Origin of the sequence: Photobacterium piscicola, assembly GCF_900166965.1 — a bacterium.
Lineage (GTDB): Bacteria > Pseudomonadota > Gammaproteobacteria > Enterobacterales > Vibrionaceae > Photobacterium > Photobacterium piscicola.
On the sequence record NZ_FUZI01000007.1, the window covers coordinates 62130 to 82808 of the forward strand.

Annotated in this window: 15 protein-coding genes and 1 tRNA gene; 11 read left to right on the forward strand and 5 right to left on the reverse strand. The window is 40.9% G+C overall.

Annotated elements, in window-relative coordinates:
- The first annotated feature begins 222 nt into the window (after positions 1 to 222).
- Positions 223 to 837 carry a glycerol-3-phosphate 1-O-acyltransferase PlsY gene (gene plsY, locus CZ809_RS16050; protein ID WP_080158580.1) on the forward strand — a complete coding sequence of 205 codons (615 nt, stop codon included), beginning with the start codon at positions 223 to 225 and terminating at the stop codon, positions 835 to 837.
- Positions 838 to 911: 74 nt separating this feature from the next.
- Here plsY and tsaD read toward each other — a convergent pair whose 3' ends face one another.
- Entirely contained in the window at positions 912 to 1928 is a 1017-nt protein-coding gene (tsaD, locus tag CZ809_RS16055) for a tRNA (adenosine(37)-N6)-threonylcarbamoyltransferase complex transferase subunit TsaD (RefSeq protein ID WP_080158581.1), read from the reverse strand.
- A gap of 249 nt (positions 1929 to 2177) precedes the next feature.
- On the opposite strand from tsaD, the gene rpsU reads away from it, so the two are divergent.
- The 7 genes from rpsU (at position 2178) to CZ809_RS16090 (ending at position 9889) form a co-directional block, all read left to right on the forward strand.
- Entirely contained in the window at positions 2178 to 2393 is a 216-nt protein-coding gene (gene rpsU, locus CZ809_RS16060) for a 30S ribosomal protein S21 (RefSeq protein WP_005301411.1), read from the forward strand.
- A gap of 31 nt (positions 2394 to 2424) precedes the next feature.
- Positions 2425 to 2868: a GatB/YqeY domain-containing protein gene (locus CZ809_RS16065; protein WP_080158582.1), complete on the forward strand. Its 444-nt coding sequence runs from the start codon at positions 2425 to 2427 to the stop codon at positions 2866 to 2868.
- A 129-nt stretch (positions 2869 to 2997) separates the two neighbouring features.
- Positions 2998 to 4755, forward strand: coding sequence for a DNA primase (dnaG, locus tag CZ809_RS16070; protein WP_080158583.1), 1758 nt, complete (start codon positions 2998 to 3000; stop codon positions 4753 to 4755).
- 92 nt (positions 4756 to 4847) lie between these two features.
- Positions 4848 to 6707, forward strand: a complete 1860-nt coding sequence (gene rpoD, locus CZ809_RS16075) for an RNA polymerase sigma factor RpoD (protein WP_080158584.1) — start codon at positions 4848 to 4850, stop codon at positions 6705 to 6707.
- A 181-nt stretch (positions 6708 to 6888) separates the two neighbouring features.
- Positions 6889 to 6964: transfer RNA gene (locus tag CZ809_RS16080), tRNA-Ile, on the forward strand.
- Positions 6965 to 7474: 510 nt separating this feature from the next.
- Entirely contained in the window at positions 7475 to 8887 is a 1413-nt protein-coding gene (gene pykF / locus CZ809_RS16085; protein ID WP_080158585.1) for a pyruvate kinase PykF, read from the forward strand.
- Between the two features lie 378 nt (positions 8888 to 9265).
- Positions 9266 to 9889: an FCD domain-containing protein gene (locus CZ809_RS16090; protein ID WP_080158586.1), complete on the forward strand. Its 624-nt coding sequence runs from the start codon at positions 9266 to 9268 to the stop codon at positions 9887 to 9889.
- A 74-nt stretch (positions 9890 to 9963) separates the two neighbouring features.
- Here the strand turns inward: CZ809_RS16090 and ilvN are convergent, their stop codons facing one another.
- From ilvN to leuO, 4 genes are all read right to left on the reverse strand, one after another.
- Entirely contained in the window at positions 9964 to 10461 is a 498-nt protein-coding gene (ilvN, locus tag CZ809_RS16095; RefSeq protein WP_080158587.1) for an acetolactate synthase small subunit, read from the reverse strand.
- Positions 10461 to 12179, reverse strand: a complete 1719-nt coding sequence (locus CZ809_RS16100) for an acetolactate synthase 3 large subunit (protein ID WP_080158588.1) — start codon at positions 12177 to 12179, stop codon at positions 10461 to 10463. Before CZ809_RS16100 ends, ilvN begins: the two co-directional genes overlap by 1 nt.
- Before the next feature lie 330 nt (positions 12180 to 12509).
- Entirely contained in the window at positions 12510 to 14333 is a 1824-nt protein-coding gene (locus tag CZ809_RS16105; RefSeq protein WP_080158589.1) for an AMP-dependent synthetase/ligase, read from the reverse strand.
- A 369-nt stretch (positions 14334 to 14702) separates the two neighbouring features.
- Positions 14703 to 15662, reverse strand: coding sequence for a transcriptional regulator LeuO (gene leuO, locus CZ809_RS16110; RefSeq protein WP_080158590.1), 960 nt, complete (start codon positions 15660 to 15662; stop codon positions 14703 to 14705).
- Positions 15663 to 16527: 865 nt separating this feature from the next.
- On the opposite strand from leuO, the gene leuA reads away from it, so the two are divergent.
- The 3 genes from leuA to leuC are packed head-to-tail and all read left to right on the forward strand — an operon-like array spanning position 16528 to position 20670.
- Entirely contained in the window at positions 16528 to 18069 is a 1542-nt protein-coding gene (gene leuA, locus CZ809_RS16115) for a 2-isopropylmalate synthase (RefSeq protein WP_080158591.1), read from the forward strand.
- Between the two features lie 58 nt (positions 18070 to 18127).
- Entirely contained in the window at positions 18128 to 19216 is a 1089-nt protein-coding gene (gene leuB / locus CZ809_RS16120) for a 3-isopropylmalate dehydrogenase (protein ID WP_080158592.1), read from the forward strand.
- Between the two features lie 26 nt (positions 19217 to 19242).
- Positions 19243 to 20670 (forward strand): 3-isopropylmalate dehydratase large subunit, encoded by a 1428-nt coding sequence (leuC, locus tag CZ809_RS16125; RefSeq protein ID WP_080158624.1) that lies wholly within the window; start codon positions 19243 to 19245, stop codon positions 20668 to 20670.
- Positions 20671 to 20679: the final 9 nt, after the last annotated feature.

The following is a 20679-nucleotide window of genomic DNA, read 5'->3' on the forward strand; positions in this document are numbered from 1 at the left end:
ATACCTAATACACACAAAAACGCGTATTATCAGGCTATATAAGTTAGCGAAAACACCTGCTAACTGGTCAACAACACATTGAATGCTGACCATAATTATGACTATATCACAGCCATAAACACGCTGATATTTATCAGTACCAATATTGATCAAGATAAGATCCAGCTAACATTTAGCGGCAATAAAGAATGCCACTTATCTTTCAAATAACCGGGATATTGCATGACACCATTAGCGTTACTGATGATCATTGCGGCTTATCTATTAGGATCTATTTCCAGTGCAGTATTAATTTCAAAACTGTACCACTTTCCAGATCCTCGTACCCATGGCTCACTCAATCCGGGCGCAACCAATGTCCTTCGCCTCGGAGGTAAAACGGCCGCAATATTAGTCTTAGTTGCTGATATTTTAAAAGGCATGATTCCTGTTTGGTTAAGCTACTTTTTAGGCTTAAATCCTTTCCTATTAGGCATCATAGGCATCGCAGCTTGCCTTGGTCATATCTACCCTATCTTCTTCCATTTTCAAGGTGGTAAAGGGGTCGCTACCGCACTTGGTGCATTAGCCCCTATCGGCTGGGATCTCAGTGGTGGTTTAATTATTATTTGGATATCAGCACTGACATTAACCGGCTATTCATCTCTCGCATCGTTAATTACCGCCCTTGTTGCACCACTGATGACATGGATGGTCAAACCTGAATACACCATGCCCGTCGCGATGCTGTCTTGCTTAATTATCTTTCGTCATCAAGATAATATTCGTCGTTTACTCGACGGTGACGAAACAAAAATATGGCAGAAATTTGCCCGAAAAAGTAACGAAAAGCAATAAATACACAGAAAAAAACACAAAAAAAGCGAGAACATATGTTCTCGCTTTTTGTTTGAATTAATGCATATTTATTACTAAGCAACAGGCTTCAGTTGATCGATAGGCCAACGTGGATAAACCTTAACACCAAGATCCATCAATTCATTATTCTTTAGACGTTGCATACCAGCATAAGCAATCATCGCACCATTATCGGTACAAAATTCAGTACGTGGATAAAACACTTGGCCATGCATGCCTTTCATCAAGGTTTCAAGCTGTTGACGTAATGATTTATTTGCACTTACGCCGCCAGCAATCACTAGGCGCTTATAGCCCGTTTGCTTTAATGCACGCTTACATTTTATCGCTAACGTATCAACAACAGCGTCTTGGAACGCATACGCAATATCAGCACGTGTTTGTGGATCATCATCATTGCCCCGAATCGTATTCGCCGCAAATGTTTTTAATCCTGAAAAACTAAAATCAAGACCTGGGCGATCTGTCATTGGACGTGGGAACTTAAATCGTCCCGGCGTACCTTGTTCAGCCATTTTAGACAGTAACGGACCACCAGGGTAATCAAGCCCCATCATCTTCGCTGTTTTATCAAAAGCTTCACCCGCGGCGTCATCCACTGACTCACCAAGAATTTTATAATCACCAATACCACGCACATCTACCATCATGGTATGTCCGCCAGAAACCAGCAATGCCACAAAAGGAAATTCAGGTGGATTATCTTCTAACATTGGTGCGAGTAGATGACCTTCCATATGGTGTACGGCAACCGCAGGTAAATCCCATGCATAAGCTAAACTACGACCAATTGTTGCGCCCACTAGTAGCGCGCCAACAAGACCAGGACCAGCAGTGTACGCAACACCGTCAAGATCGTCTGGCGTTAAGCCCGCAGCAGCCAAGGTTGCCGTAATTAAGGGAATGGTTTTTTTAACATGATCACGTGACGCTAACTCAGGAACAACACCACCGTAATCAGCATGTAACTTTACTTGACTGTAAAGTTCATGTGCCAATAAACCTTTTTCATCATCAAAAATTGCGATACCTGTTTCATCACAGGAGGTCTCAATGCCCAATATACGCATAACAGCCTCTATACTATTCTGGGACCTAATCTAAAAAATCAGCCTAGTTTCAACAACAACCGATAATTCATACAGGTTTATAAGGGAGTAATTGGATGCCATGTTACCGCTGTTAACACAAATTAACCAGTTCATAGGCGTAGAATGCTTTACAAATACCCCCAAATCAGATTAGAATTTCGCACCATTTTAATCATCTGACACTTTGAACGTCAGTATTAAACCGAATCACTCTGAGGTGAGTATTACATGCCAGTAATCAAAGTACGTGAAAACGAACCGTTTGACGTAGCACTACGTCGTTTCAAGCGCTCTTGCGAAAAAGCAGGTATCCTTTCTGAAGTTCGTCGTCGTGAGCACTTCGAAAAGCCAACAACTGTACGTAAGCGTGCTAAAGCAGCGGCAGTTAAGCGTCACCTGAAGAAATTGGCTCGCGAAAACGCGCGTCGCGTTCGTCTGTACTAATCGTTAGATTATTAAACAGAAGGATCGCGTAATGACTCTTATTGAACGTCTTAAAGGCGAACAAATAGCGGCGATGAAGGCGAAGGATAAACCTCGTCTTGGTGCTATCCGTTTGGTTCTTGCTGCAATTAAACAACGCGAAGTTGACGAAAAGATCACTCTTTCCGATGATGACGTATTGGTAGTTTTGACCAAAATGGTGAAGCAACGTCGTGACTCTGTAGCGCAGTATGAAGCTGCAGGCCGTCAAGATCTTGCTGATATTGAACATGCTGAAATCAGCGTCTTAGCAGAATTTATGCCTCAACCATTAAGTGAAGATGAAATCTCTGCTTTGATGGATGAAGCTATTGCTGCGACAGGTGCTGTCAACATGCAAGATATGGGCAAGGTTATGGGCGTACTGAAACCGCAAATTCAGGGTCGTGCCGATATGGGGATTGTTAGCAAGCTGGTGAAAATCAAGCTAGGCTAATCACTCCTCTTATTCTGCAACAAGCCGTGTTATTCTTTCGGAATGCGCGGCTTGTTTGTATCTGACAATCCCCACTTTTAACGGTTCAACCGTTACTCTTTTTGTTTACTCTAGGTTGTTTGCTTTGTTATGGCAGGAAAAATACCGCGTTCATTTATTGATGATTTAATCTCTCGACACGATATTGTCGATGTCATTGACGCGCGCGTAAAACTCAAAAAACAAGGTAAGAACTTTGGTGCCTGTTGTCCTTTCCATAACGAAAAAACACCCTCTTTTTCGGTAAGCCAAGAAAAACAGTTCTATCATTGTTTTGGGTGCGGTGTTCATGGCAATGTACTTGATTTCGTGATGGAGTATGATCGGTTAGAGTTTGTCGATGCTATTGAAGAGCTCGCCTCACAACTAGGTTTAGAAGTACCACGAGAAAACGATGGTACCAATGCATCTCGTGGCCCTAAAGCGGCAGATAAACGTAATTACTATGAACTCATGGGCCAAGTGTCACAGTTTTATCAATCACAACTACGGGCGCAAGATGCTCAGGTTGCGGTTGATTATCTCAAGGGACGTGGTTTATCAGGCGATATTGTAAAAAAATTCAATATCGGTTTTATTCCCGATCAATGGGACATGGTTCGCACTCGCTTTGGGCGTGATAATGAATCGCAAAAAGCACTTGTTAACACTGGAATGCTGATCGAAAATGATCAAGGTCGTCGTTATGACCGCTTCCGTGGACGAGTGATGTTTCCGATCCATGATCGTCGAGGACGCGTGATTGGTTTTGGGGGGCGAGTATTAGGTGATGGTACGCCAAAATACCTTAACTCCCCTGAAACTGATATTTTTCATAAAGGCCGAGAGCTTTATGGATTATATGAAGTACTACAAACCCATCGTGAACCTGAAAAGATCATGGTAGTTGAAGGTTATATGGATGTCGTCGCGTTGGCCCAATTTGGTGTCGATTATGCGGTTGCATCGTTAGGCACCTCAACCACCGGTGATCATATTCAAAGCCTGTTCCGTCAAACCAGCACTGTTGTGTGTTGTTATGATGGTGACCGTGCAGGACGAGAAGCTGCATGGCGAGCAATGGAACAAGCATTGCCTTACCTAACCGATGGTCGTCAGCTAAAGTTCATGTTCTTACCTGATGGCGAAGATCCAGATTCATGTATTCGCGCCGAAGGTAAAACTCAATTTGAACAACGCATTGATGCAGCGACATCGCTATCAGAATTTTTGTTTAATAGCTTAATGCTTCAAATTGATACCAGTAGCCGTGAAGGTAAAGCGAAACTCACCACACTCGCTGTTCCCTTAATTGATAAAGTACCAGGTGGCACTCTGCGACTATACTTGAGAGAGTTACTGGGTAAAAAACTCGGCTTACCTGATGAAGCACAATTACAGCAACTACTCTCAAAGCATGGTCAAATCACTAAACCGGTAGGCCAAGTACAAATTAAGCGTACACCAATGCGAGAAGTTATCGCATTATTGATTCAACACCCACACTTTGTGCAACAGCTTGAATTTGATATGGACGCATTTGCTGTTATTGAGCTCGCCGGATTAAATTTATTGCTATCTATAGTTGATAAATGCCGAAACAATCCCAATATTAGCACTGGACAGCTTTTAGAATATTGGCGTGGCACCAAAAATGAAGCCATGATGGCACGGCTTGCCGCGTGGGAGCTACCGTTGTCAAATGATGAAGACAACAGCCTCGATGTATTTTTAGACGCAATGGATAAAATTATTATTCAATGTGTTAATCAACAAATTGAACAGTTGCAGACTAAATCAAGAACTGTCGGCTTATCAGTCGAAGAAAAGCAGGAATTACAATCCTTATTACTGGATCGTCCTGCCTAATAAGTAGTCAACAATTAAGAAATTTGTTATAATGACTGGTTTGCAACTCTGCATACTAAATTATCACTCAGACCCGAAGTTGGATACCGTCTATGGAGCAAAATCCGCAGTCACAGCTAAAGTTACTTGTTGCTAAAGGCAAGGAACAAGGCTATCTGACCTACGCCGAAGTAAATGACCACCTACCAGAAGACATTGTTGATTCTGATCAGGTTGAAGACATTATTCAAATGATTAATGACATGGGTATCAAGGTAGTTGAAACTGCCCCTGATGCCGATGAACTCATGATGACTGAAGATAATGCCGACGAAGACGCCATTGAAGCAGCGGCGCAAGCATTATCAAGCGTAGAAAGCGAGATCGGTCGCACAACAGACCCAGTACGCATGTACATGCGTGAAATGGGCACGGTTGAACTACTTACTCGCGAAGGCGAAATTGATATCGCAAAACGCATTGAAGATGGTATTAACCAAGTTCAATGCTCTGTTGCTGAATACCCTTCAGCAATCGCTCATTTACTTGAGCAGTTTGACAAAGTTGAAGCCGATGAACTTCGTCTAACTGATATCATTTCAGGCTTTGTTGATCCAAACGAAGAAGCTACTGCAGCGCCAACAGCAACACACATTGGCTCAGAATTAAGCGAAACCGATCTTGCAGATGAAGATAAAGATCTTGAAGACGGTGACGATGACGATGACGAAGATGGCGCTGAAGAAGAAGAAGACGATGGCAGCATCGACCCAGAATTGGCGCGTGAAAAGTTCTTAGAACTTCGCCAATCTTATGAAAAAATGGCTTTAGCCATTAACACTAATGGTCGTCAGCACGCGACAACTGAAGTTGCCGTTGAAGAATTGTCAGAAATCTTCAAGCAATTCCGTCTGATTCCAAAGCAATTTGATCGTCTAGTTAGCTCACTACGTGACTCAATGGATAAAGTACGCACTAATGAGCGTCTTATCATGCGTATGTGTGTTGATAACAGCAAAATGCCAAAGAAAACGTTCATTAGCTTATTTGCAGGCAATGAATCAAACAGTGATTGGATCGACACTGCACTTAACTCAGGTAAGCCTTACGCTGAACGTTTAAAGAATTATGAAGAAGATCTTCGTCGTTCAACGTTAAAGCTACGCATTCTTGAGCAAGAAACAGGTCTTTCAATCGAACGTATTAAAGACATCAGCCGTCGTATGTCTATCGGTGAAGCAAAAGCGCGCCGTGCGAAAAAAGAGATGGTTGAAGCTAACTTACGTCTGGTTATTTCTATCGCGAAGAAGTACACCAACCGTGGTTTGCAGTTCTTGGATCTAATCCAAGAAGGTAACATTGGTCTAATGAAAGCGGTTGATAAATTTGAATACCGTCGTGGTTACAAATTCTCAACTTACGCAACATGGTGGATCCGTCAGGCAATCACACGTTCAATCGCAGACCAGGCACGTACTATTCGTATCCCTGTGCACATGATTGAAACCATCAACAAATTGAACCGCATCTCACGTCAGATGCTACAAGAGATGGGCCGTGAGCCATTACCTGAAGAATTGGCTGAACGCATGCAAATGCCGGAAGACAAAATCCGCAAGGTACTGAAAATTGCGAAAGAGCCAATCTCAATGGAAACCCCTATCGGTGATGATGAAGATTCACACCTAGGTGATTTCATTGAAGATACAACACTTCAACTTCCAATGGATGCAGCAACAGCAACTAACTTGCGTGCCGCAACTAACGACGTACTTGCTGGGCTAACGCCTCGTGAAGCAAAAGTACTTCGTATGCGTTTTGGTATCGATATGAATACCGACCACACGCTAGAAGAAGTGGGTAAGCAATTTGATGTTACTCGTGAGCGTATTCGTCAGATTGAAGCAAAGGCACTACGTAAATTACGTCACCCAAGCCGTTCAGATGTGCTTCGTAGTTTCCTTGATGAATAAGTAAACCCGATAGCATTATCGAAAAAAAGCGAGCCTTGAGCTCGCTTTTTTATTATCGGCAATAGCAACATTGAACTGTGAACAAGTCCATAAAACTTATCTAACTGTTGAAAAAACAAACAAATTTTCGGCGTTAATCGCTAGACAAGTGCGACACCATCCCCTATAATTTGCCGCATATGGCCCCTTAGCTCAGTGGTTAGAGCAGGCGACTCATAATCGCTTGGTCCCCAGTTCAAGTCTGGGAGGGGCCACCAAATTCGAAAAAGCTGAAGTATTTTTACTTCAGCTTTTTTTCGTTTGGGCTTCATGAAAGTTTCAGCCCTCTTCCTATTTTTCTCAGTAACAACACCACAAAAAATTCATAAAACACACCGACACTTGATAAATAGCAAAGCTTTGTTTTTATTTTTCCACATAATCATCATTTTTATGTCACACATGACATTGACAATGAACAGCTATATCTCAGGGTGCCAAATGGTGGAATATCTGCTATAATCCTGCGCTTGAATATTAGGGTTACAATCAATGTTGCAAAGGCATTTATCTACTTGTTCAATAATAACAACAATATATTTGATGCCGCTTAAGATCACCTAGAGATGAACTTTACAAAAGCGCACTAACGCTTTTTTAAAGTAATATTTAAAGCGTTTTTTATTTATTCATTACTCACTATCAGCTCTTAACAACATGTTGATGATCTGATCATGATTAATGTTAATTTTCCCTTGGGTAAAAAGTTCGTCCGGAGAGTATCCTCAATGAAAAAGACCAAGATCGTATGTACGATTGGACCAAAAACTGAATCTGTAGAAATGCTTACTAAACTAGCTAACGCTGGTATGAACGTAATGCGTCTTAACTTCTCACACGGTGACTTCGAAGAACACGGTCAGCGTATCACTAACCTACGTGAAGTTATGGCTAACACAGGCAAAGAACTAGCAATTTTGCTAGATACTAAAGGTCCTGAAATTCGTACTATCAAACTAGAAGGTGGCAATGACTTCACTCTAGTAGCTGGTCAAGATTTCACTTTCACAACAGATACATCTGTAGTCGGTAATCAAGACCGTGTGGCAGTGACTTACCCTGGTTTTGCTAAAGATCTAGCAAAAGGCAACATTATCCTAGTAGACGATGGTCTAATTGAAATGGAAGTGTTGGAAACAACAGAAACTGAAGTTAAGTGTAAAGTACTTAACAGCGGTGACCTAGGCGAAAACAAAGGTGTTAACCTTCCTGGCGTTTCTGTAAAACTTCCAGCTCTTGCTGAAAAAGATAAAGCTGACCTTAAATTTGGTTGTGAGCAAGGCGTTGATTTTGTTGCTGCATCTTTTATCCGTAAGGCTGAAGACGTACTAGAAATCCGCGCGCTACTAGAAGCAAACGGCGGCGCTGACATTCAAATCATCTCTAAGATCGAAAACCAAGAAGGTGTTGATAACTTTGACGCTATTCTTGAAGCATCTGACGGTATCATGGTTGCTCGTGGTGACCTTGGTGTTGAGATTCCAGTTGAAGAAGTTATCTTTGCTCAAAAGATGATGATCGAGAAGTGTAACCGCGCTCGTAAAGTAGTTATCACTGCAACACAAATGCTTGATTCAATGATCAAGAACCCACGTCCAACACGCGCAGAAGCGGGTGACGTTGCTAACGCAATCATGGATGGTACTGATGCAGTAATGCTTTCTGGTGAATCAGCTAAGGGTAAATACCCAATCGAAGCTGTAACTATCATGGCGCAAATCTGTGCACGTACAGATAAAGTACTTAAAGCTGAGCTAGGTTCACGTCTAGATAGCCCACGTCTACGTATTACTGAAGCGGTATGTAAAGGTGCAGTTGACACAGCAGAGAAACTAAATGCTCCGCTAATCATCGTTGCAACTGAAGCTGGTAAATCTGCTCGTTCAATCCGTAAGTACTTCCCAACAGCACGTATCCTTGCTGTAACAACAAATACTAAGACAGCGGCTCAACTATGTCTTTCTAAAGGTGTTACACCTGTTATTGTTGATGCAATCGACAGTACTGATGCATTCTACCTACGCGGTAAAGAGTTAGCTCTTGAAACTGGCCTAGGTGCTAAAGGCGATATCGTTGTTATGGTTTCTGGCGCACTAGTTGCTTCAGGCACAACCAACACTGCATCTGTTCACGTACTATAATTGTTCGTAAATAGACACTAAAAAAGGGAGCTTCGGCTCCCTTTTTATTCATCGGTAATTGTAATTGTAGCGTCCTTCATATTCCGATATTCTTTGTAACACCGTTATTATTTATAAAATAACAACCATAAAACATAGTTCATATTGTTATTTTATAAATCAATACCTAACAATAGTAATATTCCCGCCATCAATCCATTTTAATCATTGTTTATCACCCTCTTTAATGTTTAAGCAACAAACAAAGCCAGTTATACTTCTAATCAATAGACATTCATGCATTAATAACTTTCAACAAAAGTTGTGTTTGGATGCTGTCGAATAAATATAACAACAAAGAGGGAAACCGTGTCCAGTCCTACGCAAACGAATAAAATTATGGAGGTCATACGACAAGATATTTTGCTTGGCAAATTGACGCCAGGACAAAAACTTGTTGTTGCTGATTTGAAAGAACACTATCAAGTCGGTGCATCACCTATTCGTGAAGCCTTAGTCCAATTATCGTGGAAAAAGTATGTTAAATTTGCCCCACAAAAAGGTTGCTGGGTAGCGCCTGTTTCTGTGGAAGAACTAACAGATCTTTTTAATGCTCACCAATTAATTTCACATGAATTATTAAAAAAAGCCATTTTACAAGGTGATGAGGCTTGGGAACTTAATATTCTCACCAGTTACCATAAATTAAGCCGCCTTAATCCAACCTCTGATAACGCTGATCTTTCTGAGTGGGAACAGCGTCATGGTGATTTTCATATTGCTATTTTATCGGGCAGTAATTCTCCGGTATTACTTGATCTTTACCTTGATATTTATGAGCAACTTAAGCGTTATCGTCATATTTGGCTAAGTCAATCTCGTGATAGCGAAAACCGTTATCATGATGGTGGAGAACATGAAGCGTTAATGAAAGCAGTCTTAGATCGTGATGTTGAACTAGCACGAACAATCATGCATGACCACTCAAAAAATGCCGTCAGTTCAGTGAGTCCATATCTCTAGATTTACTCCAATAATTAAACAGCAAAAAACCCATGCCACATTAATGTCATGGGTTTTTTTGTTATACTCTAAGACTATGCTTTTAAAGCACGCTCACCACGAGCTAAACCAACAATACCACTACGAGCCACTTCAATGATCTCTGTCGCCTCACCCACTGCAGCTAAAAATGCATCTAGCTTACCGCCGGTTCCCACCAATTGGATGGTATAAATCTGACTGGTTACATCAACAATTAAGCCTCTAAAAATATCAGCAGTACGTTTTACCTCTGCTCGCGCAAAACCACTGGCTTTGACTTTTACCAACATTAATTCTCGTTCAATATGATCAGATGCCGTGACATTACTGACCTTTAAAATATCGATGAGTTTGTGCAGCTGTTTTTCAATTTGTTCATACGCGGCTTCATCTTCAACGTGGGTAGTAATATTTAACCGTGATAAGGTAGGATCATCCGTTGGAGCAACAGTTAATGACTCGATGTTATAACCACGTTGGGAAAATAAGCCCACCACCCGTGACAAAGCCCCTGGCTGGTTTTCAAGTAATACTGAAATAATTCTACGCATTATGTACGCTCCGTTTTACTTAACCACATGTCACTCATCGCACCACCACGAATCAACATCGGGTACACATGCTCAGTTTCATCAACACTGATATCAATAAAAACCAATTTATCTTTCAAGGCTAATGCTTGTTCTAATTGCTGATCCAACTGTTTAGGATCGGAAATACGAACCCCAACATGACCATAAGCTTCAGCAATCGCGGCAAAATCAGGCACAGAATCCATATAAGATTGAGAATGACGACCTTGATAAATCATATCTTGCCATTGCTTTACCATGCCAAGAAAACGATTATTAAGATTGATAATTTTCACGGGAATATCGTATTGCAATGCGGTTGAAAGCTCTTGAATATTCATTTGAATACTGCCATCCCCCGTTACGCACACCACTTCTGCATCAGGTAATGCAAATTTAACCCCCATTGCTGCAGGCAGACCAAATCCCATAGTGCCAAGACCGCCTGAATTGATCCAACGTCGAGGTTTATCAAATGGATAATACAATGCGGCGAACATTTGATGCTGACCTACATCGGAAGAGACATAAGCATCACCATCAGTAAGACGATACAAAGATTCAATTACCTGTTGCGGTTTAATGCGATCTGTTGTGGTGTCATAGCGCAGACATTGACGCTGACGCCATGTCGATATTTGTTGCCACCATGGCTGTAATGCTGCTTGATTATCAATATCGTCTTGCTCATTAACCAATTTAAGCATACACGTCAGCACAGTATCAGCAGAACCTACAATAGGGATATCAACCGCCACCGTTTTTGATATCGATGACGGATCAATATCAATGTGCATAATAGTTGCATTGGGGCAGTACTTTTCAAGATTATTAGTGGTGCGATCATCAAATCTAACCCCGATCCCAAAAATAAGATCTGCATTATGCATCGCCATATTAGCTTCATAGGTTCCATGCATACCCAACATACCCAAACATTGCGCATGTGTTCCCGGAAAAGCACCAAGCCCCATTAGTGTATTAACCACCGGAATATGTAAACTTTCAGCTAATGCTATCAATGGCTCACTACAGTTAGACATCACCGCGCCACCACCAACGTACAGCACAGGTTGTTTGGCGGCTAATAAGGCTTTGACACCCCGCTTAATTTGACCTTTATGACCTTGAGTTGTGGGATTATAAGAACGTAATGCTATCGATTCAGGATACTGGTAGGGATAGGTTTCTGCCGGATTAAGCATATCTTTGGGAATATCAACCACAACCGGCCCTGGACGGCCACTGGCAGCAATATAAAACGCTTTTTTGATAATAGTGGGGATATCTTCCGGTTTTGTTACCAAAAAGCTGTGCTTTACGACAGGGCGGGAAATGCCGACCATATCACACTCTTGAAAGGCATCATTACCAATCAAGTTACTCATTACTTGGCCGGACAATACAACCAGTGGGATCGAGTCCATATAAGCGGTAGCAATACCGGTGATCGCATTGGTTGCACCGGGGCCGGAGGTAACAAGGACAACACCCACGTCTCCTGTTGCTCTAGCATAGCCATCAGCCATGTGCACAGCGGCTTGCTCATGACGTACAAGTACATGTTCAATATCGCTTTTTTCATGTAAAGCATCATAAATATCAAGAACCGAGCCTCCGGGATAACCGAAGATATGCTTAACGCCTTGATCGATCATTGAACGAACGATCATGTCTGCGCCAGACAACATTTCCATATTTTGTCTCCAGATCGATAAAACATAGTTAGGGCTTATTTTTAGCCTAATAAAAAACATGAATACTCATGCTATGTTTATCATGGTTATAATAATAACCACGAATAACCGTAACAACTTTAACGCTTTTGCATCATTCATTGCTAGAGCAAAAGACAAGTTTACGGTTTATATCTATCGGATCTAAAATTGTTAATGTTTTATATAGATCTTAGTAAACTCTATACTACCAACGACTACTATTCGATGTGAATTCAGAATATCTCTCTTTACTCAAATAAAAAAAAGAAGCCTTAAAGGCTTCTTTCTTAAATCTAAGCAAAAAATAGATTAGTCGTCTTTTTGTTGCGCTTTTTTATGGCTTTCTTCGTACATATGTTCAATCTCTTTATGGTAACGATCTTGAATCACTTTACGACGTAATTTTTGCGTTGGTGTTAATTCACCTTTATCCATTGAGAATGATTTAGGTAATAAGGTGAATTTTTTTACTTGCTCAAAACGTGCTAGATCTTTCTGTAACTCAATCACACGTTTCTCAATTAATTCAACAATTTGGCTGTGTTTAACCAATTCCATGCGATCTTGATATTTAATATTGAGCTCACGCGCATGTTCTTCTAGTGTTTCAAAACAAGGTACGATCAATGCTGATACGAATTTACGGGTGTCAGCAATAACCGCAATTTGTTCAATTAGATGATCTTTACCAATCGCACCTTCAATCACTTGTGGTGCAATATACTTACCACCCGATGTTTTCATTAACTCTTTGATACGATCAGTAATAAACAAATTACCTTGCTCATCGATATAACCCGCATCACCGGTTTTAAGAAATCCATCATCAGTAAAATTGTTCGCTGTCTCTTCTGGCATATTGTAATAGCCACGCATAACCATCGGACCGCGTACTAAAATTTCATTATCTTTACCAATTTTAACTTCAGCACCTGGCATTGGCATACCAATTGAATCAGGGTTATAGCAGCGATCATCCCAACAAGACACCGTCGCAGTGGTTTCTGTCATGCCATAGCCTAACTTTACGTTAATCCCCATAGCATGGAAAAAACGACCAATGCCCGCATCTAATTTAGCACCGCCACATGGCATACACTTAATATTGCCACCCAATACTGCACGTAATTTAGACAGCACCATTTTATCGGCTAAGTTATGGCTTTTCTGTAATAACCATGAAGGCTCACGACACTCTTGACGAGCCAACGACATCCTTGCACCCATATTTACAGCCCAAGTAAAAATCATCTTACGATGAAAAGGGGCACGAGCGACTTTTTCATGAACACCTGAATATATTTTTTCATAAACACGAGGCACAGCAGACATGTAATTAGGCTTTACTGTCACTAACGCTTCTTTGAGCTTATTGGTATCTGACAGATAACAATTAATGACGCCACGGTGTAAGACATAAAATGTCCAAGCACGTTCAAAGACATGTGATAACGGTAAGAAACATAATGATGTATCACCTTCATCTAATGCTAAACGTTCATCATGAGCAATAATTTGTGAAGCAATATTAGCATAATCAAGCATTACCCCTTTAGGTGTACCTGTGGTACCCGAGGTATAGATCAGCGTTAATAAATCATCCATAGCCAAGCTGTCTAAACGGGCATCAAGCTCTGACTGATACTCTGAAGAGGCTGTTTTTAAAAAATCGACGTAATGACAAACTAATGGGTGTTGAGGTAATTCAACATCATCTGTTAGTGCAACAATACGCTCTAAATTCGGACACTGATCAGCAATAGCTACCGCTATATTTAGCTGTGCTTGTCCACCAACAAAGAGGACTTTTACATTGGCATCATTAATGATATATGCAGATTGCTGAGGTGTATTGGTTGGATAAATAGGCACCGTAACACAGCGGTTATATAGCGAAGCAAAATCAGCAACCGTCCAACGAGGCATATTATTAGCAAAAATACCGACTTTATCTTGTACTGCTAAACCTTGATTTAGTAGTGCTAATGCCAATTGTTGAATTTTTTCACCAAAATTATTCCAGCTAATATCTTGCCATTCATCATTAACTTGATGACGTAAAGCAGGCGTGTCGCCTAAGCGCGCAATTTGCTGACGAATACGGTGAACAATATGGAAATCATGTTGTGCCATAAGTACTCTATTTTTTTAGCTTACACTTGTAAGCTGATTTGAGAGATGCAGTCTACAATTCAGTCTTTGAAAAGCCAACTATAATGAATATTAAATTATAGTTTCTGATGACCGAGATCACTCTATACCCGCTTACTTATTGTCTTCAATGACTTTTTAAACAAACAATAAAAGTGTAAGAATCTATAAATAACATGGTCTCATAACAGAAAAAGAACCTAAACAATCTACGTGAAAATAGAAACTTTAAATATCATTACTATAAAATCTCGCCACGCTAACCTATTGCTAATCAAAGCATATGATTTTATTTTTACCATAAAAAAAGCCAGCGTTTAAGCTGGCCTTATAATAACGCTTTATAAACTATTAGCTGGTCAGATCACCACAGATAGCCATTAACTGATCACGCATCCAGATATTACCTTTATCTTTCTGCGTTGATTCATGCCAGCTTAGGTAGCCTGTGATTTTTGCATTAGTAAAAGGCAACGGCAGTACTTTAATTTGTAAGTTTTCAGCAGATGCTTCAGCTAACCAACGCGGGGCAACGGCAATCAATTCAGATTGGCTAACAACAAACATAATGTCGTTCAGACTTGCGCCTTGATAAGCATCCTGACAATTTGTTTCACTGTGATTATAGATATCATCAGCAAACATTTTCACATCTGATACTGATTTTAATACAGCATGCATTTCGTTACTGAATTCATCAGCAGAAATACTGTCACCAATTCGAGGGTGATTATTAGCTGCAATAGCCACTAACTCATCACAAAATAATTCAGTACTACAGAAACCATCTTCATCAAAACGAGTATAGTCAATCACAAAATCAACTTCTTGATAACGCATTTTTTGTGATAATTCGGCATCCACTTCTGCTTCTAATTGCAGTTGAATATGTGGTGCTTGTTCGCGCATGGTCGACAATACTGTCGGTGCGAAACGCATATCTGAAGGGCTACAAATTGCGAGTTTAAAAGTGCGGCTTGATGTTAATGGTGCAAAGATAGAGCAAGGTAATTCGTTTTTTACCAACTGCAATGCTTGACGTAATGGACCAAACAATTGTTTAGCACGTTGCGTTGGTTGAATACCACGACCATGACGAATGAAAAGATCATCATTAAACATCACTTTTAAACGCGCAACCGCATTACTTACTGCGGGTTGCGACATACCTAAATTTTGTGCTGCTCGCGTTATATTTTGCTCTTGCATAACGGCATCAAAAACGGTCAATAGATTAAGGTCAACACTACGAAGTGTGGATTCCATACTGAAATTATCAACTGCAGCAACTGAAGTAGTCGTTCGGCTCATGTATACCTCTAAAAATAATCATTATTGGTGCATCGCAACGCTATACATAAGTTAGACATTAAATTTTTGTCTACAGTGTTTGCTTTGAATGCCCTAGTTGGGATACAGCCAGTATCAACCATATAGATTGATGTAACTAATAATAGAAAATAAGACAATATGAACAACCTCTTATTTAAAAATAATTCAGAAATATGAAACTTTAACAATCAAACACTTAGTCGCTAAATCAATATTCTTTAATTTAATATAAATAAAATAACCATTCATAAAATAAGATAAAATCACGTTTTAATTTCAAAGATTATCATTTATTTTCAAATATAAATTCACAATGGGAATATTATGTACTTATTATATATTTGTATTATGTATATATAAACAACCTTAAGTCATTACACCTATAAATATAACAATCAATAACAATTATTAATTTTAATAATAGTTATTTAAAGCACTTCAATAATCATTATTAATATTTATCATTCTTAATTGAAATATATATTATTTAATACAGTTATTAAGCGTGATTACGATGTCTATTTTTGGTTATCAAACGATAGCCTGTTCTTGAAAGTACAAAAAAAACACAACTTTTGGTTGACCTATAGCCCGTCTATTTGATATTCATTTGTTAACCAAATTTATTGAAGTCTTTAATGAAATGAAAACGTATTTCTATCTCCTCTTAGCCCTCCTCCTTATCGTGACATAATCACGCGGGTTGCTATCGAGTGGAAAACACCACTAAAGATTTCAAAACCCGCGCAAGCAAGCGCGGGTTTTTTCATATTTTGACCAGCGCAAGTGAATGCGGAACTCAGTCTTATTACAGGCTCACATATAAAAGTAAAAGGATGTCACTATGAAAGATCAGGTCATTATTTTTGATACCACTTTGCGTGATGGCGAACAAGCTTTATCCGCCAGCCTAACAGTTAAAGAAAAATTGCAAATTGCTTATGCGCTAGAACGCTTAGGTATCGATGTTATCGAGGCCGGTTTTCCAGTGTCATCCCCTGGTGATTTTGAATCAGTACAAACCATCGCTAAGCACATTAGAAACAGTCGTATATGTGCCTTGTCGCGTGCGGTCGAAAAAGACATTGATGTTGCCGCTGAATCGTTAAAAGCCGCTGAATCATTTCGTATCCATACCTTTATTTCAACCTCAACTGTCCATGTACAAGATAAATTGCGTCGTAGCTATGACGATGTGATTGCGATGGGCATTGCGGCAGTAAAACGGGCGCGTAAATATACCGATGATGTCGAGTTTTCCTGTGAAGATGCCGGACGGACACCAATTGATAATTTATGTCGTATGGTAGAAGCCGCAATTGATGCGGGAGCAACGACCATTAATATTCCCGATACAGTGGGTTACACCCTACCAAGTGAGTTTGGTGGCATTATCACCCAACTGTTTAATCGTGTACCCAATATCGATAAAGCCATCATCTCCGTGCATTGTCATGACGATCTTGGTATGTCAGTCGCAAACTCCATGGCAGCCATTCAAGCGGGCGCCCGCCAAGTAGAAGGCACCATTAACGGTTTAGGTGAACGCGCAGGTAATTGCGCCCTTGAAGAGATAGCGATGATCATTAAAACCCGTCAATCACTATTAGGGGTGCATACCAACCTCAAGCATGATGAAATCCATCGCACCAGTAAAATGGTTAGTCAGTTATGTCATATGCCGATTCAAGCCAATAAAGCTATCGTAGGCAGTAATGCTTTTAGTCACTCTTCAGGCATTCATCAAGACGGCATGCTGAAAAATAAAAATACCTACGAAATCATGACCCCAAATTCGATTGGTCTTAAAAACCAAGCATTGAACCTTACCAGTCGTTCTGGTCGTGCCGCGGTTAAGAGTCATATGGATACTCTTGGCTATACCGAGCATGAATATGACCTTGATAAACTGTATACCGATTTTCTTAGCCTAGCCGATAGAAAAGGCCAAGTGTTTGATTATGATCTTGAAGCCTTAATGCATTTTTCTAATCTGCGCGATGAAGATGACTTTTTCAAAATAAACTATTTAAGCGTCCAATCTGGCAGTGTAATGGCAACCACTAGCATAAAACTTCAATGTGGCGATCAGGAAAAGTGTGAAGCCGCTGTCGGTAATGGTCCGGTAGATGCCTTGTATCAATGTATCTACCGCCTAACAGGGTATGAAATTGTACTTGATAAGTTTGATCTTACCGCCAAAGGCGAAGGTGAAGATGGCCTAGGACAAGCCGATATTATCGCTAATTACAAAGGCCGCAAGTACCACGGCACAGGCCTTGCGACAGATATTGTAGAAGCGTCAGGTCAAGCGCTGATCCATGTTATCAATAGTATTTATCGTGCCGATCAAATCGCAACTATCAAACAGCAACATAGCCACTAACGTTATTCATTAACAACAAATTCAATCTATTTTTAGTACATTATGGAGAGCACCCACCATGGCAGGTTCATATAATATAGCAGTACTACCCGGTGACGGTATTGGCCCAGAAGTGATGCAACAAGCACACAAAGTCTTAGCGGCAGTCCAACAAAAATTTGATATTACCCTTAATTGTCATCAGTTCGATGTTGGTGGTATTGCGATTGATAATCATGGCAGCCCCCTACCGTCCATCACTCTAAAAGGTTGTGAAGCTGCAGATGCGGTATTGTTTGGCTCTGTTGGTGGCCCTAAATGGGAACACCTCGCTCCCAATGATCAACCGGAGCGTGGCGCACTCTTACCACTACGTAAGCACTTTGAATTATTTTGTAACTTACGCCCAGCACAAATCCACCGTGGTCTAGAACACTTTTCTCCACTACGGGCTGATATCTCTGAGCGTGGATTTGATATTGCCGTTGTACGTGAACTCACTGGCGGCATTTATTTTGGCGAGCCCAAAGGTCGATCAGGTGAAGGCGCACAAGAAAAAGCCTTTGATACTGAAATTTATCATCGCTATGAAATTGAACGCATTGCTAAAATAGCCTTTGAATCTGCGCGTTTACGCCGTAAAAAAGTCTGTTCAATTGATAAAGCCAATGTACTACAAAGCTCAATTTTATGGCGTCAAGTGGTTGAAGAAATTGCGGTTGATTACCCCGATGTCAGCTTAACTCACATGTACATTGATAACGCCACTATGCAACTTATCAAAGATCCATCACAATTTGATGTGATGTTATGTTCCAATATTTTTGGCGATATTATTTCCGATGAATGCGCCATGATCACCGGTTCAATGGGCATGTTGCCATCTGCAAGTTTAAACCAACAAAAATTTGGTCTATATGAACCGGCTGGCGGTTCAGCACCTGATATCGCAGGTAAAAATATTGCCAACCCCATAGCCCAGATTCTATCCGCAGCCTTAATGTTGCGTTACAGCCTTGGTGAAGAAAATGCGGCTCGTGCAATAGAAAAAGCGGTGGCACAAGCACTAGAAGCGGGGCAACTAACGGCAGATTTAGCCAGTAATAACACCGCCCTTACCACCAGCGAAATGGGTGACAAAATCGCCGCCTATATTCAACATGCATAAGGAACAGCATGATGTCGAATACAATAATGTCACCCTCAAGCCAAGCCAGAACGCTTTATCAAAAAGTCTATGATGCCCATGTGGTAGTAGCAGCGGCTGGCGAAAACCCAATCTTATATATTGATCGTCATTTAGTGCATGAAGTGACCTCACCACAGGCATTTGATGGGCTGCGCGAACAAGGTCGCCAAGTTCGCCAAGTAAATAAAACCTTTGCCACCATGGATCATAACGTTTCAACTCAAACCAAAGACATTAACGCCAGTGGTGAAATGGCACGAATCCAAATGGAAACCCTAGCAAAAAACTGTGCTGATTTTGGGGTTACCTTGTATGACTTAAACCATAAATATCAGGGTATTGTCCATGTAATGGGACCAGAGTTAGGTATTACCTTACCCGGAATGACTATTGTTTGTGGCGATTCACATACCGCGACTCACGGTGCATTTGGCGCACTGGCTTTCGGTATTGGCACCTCAGAAGTTGAGCACGTATTAGCGACCCAAACTCTTAAACAATCTCGCGCTAAAACCATGAAAATTGAAGTTACAGGAAAAGTAGCAGAGGGTATTACCGCGAAAGATATCGTACTAGCGATTATCGGTAAAACTACCGCTGCTGGCGGAACAGGTTATGTGGTTGAATTTTGTGGCGAAGCTATCACGGATCTGTCGATGGAAGGTCGTATGACAGTGTGTAATATGGCGATAGAGTTAGGTGCAAAAGCAGGCTTAATTGCCCCTGACCAAACTACTTTTGATTATATTAAAGGCCGTAAATTTTCACCTCAAGGTGCTGATTTAGACGCCGCTATCACTTATTGGCAAACCCTCACCAGTGATGACAACGCAGAGTTTGATGCAGTTGTCACCTTAAATGCTACCGAGATCAAACCACAAGTGACATGGGGCACGAATCCCGGTCAAGTGATTGCTGTTGATGAGCCGATCCCTGCACCTGAAAGTTTCAGTGATTTAGTTGAGCAAACATCCGCTAAAAAAGCCTTGGCTTACATGGGACTAGAACCTCATAAATCATTATCTGATTATGCTATCGATAAAGTTTTTATCGGTTCTTGTACCAATTCACGTATCGAAGATATGCGCGCCGCAGCTGCTATTGCTAAAGGCCGTAAAGTGGCCGCTAATGTCCAAGCCTTAGTCGTGCCGGGTTCTGAACAAGTAAAAACTCAAGCAGAGCAAGAAGGCCTAGATAAGATCTTTATTGAAGCGGGGTTTGAATGGCGTTTACCTGGGTGCTCAATGTGCCTTGCAATGAACAACGATCGCTTAGGCCCTCAAGAGCGATGCGCATCCACCAGTAACCGTAATTTTGAAGGACGTCAGGGACGAGATGGTCGTACCCACTTAGTCAGCCCAGCCATGGCGGCGGCGGCGGCATGTGCAGGACACTTTGTCGATATTCGTCAACTTGAACCACTATCGGCATAATAAGGACAT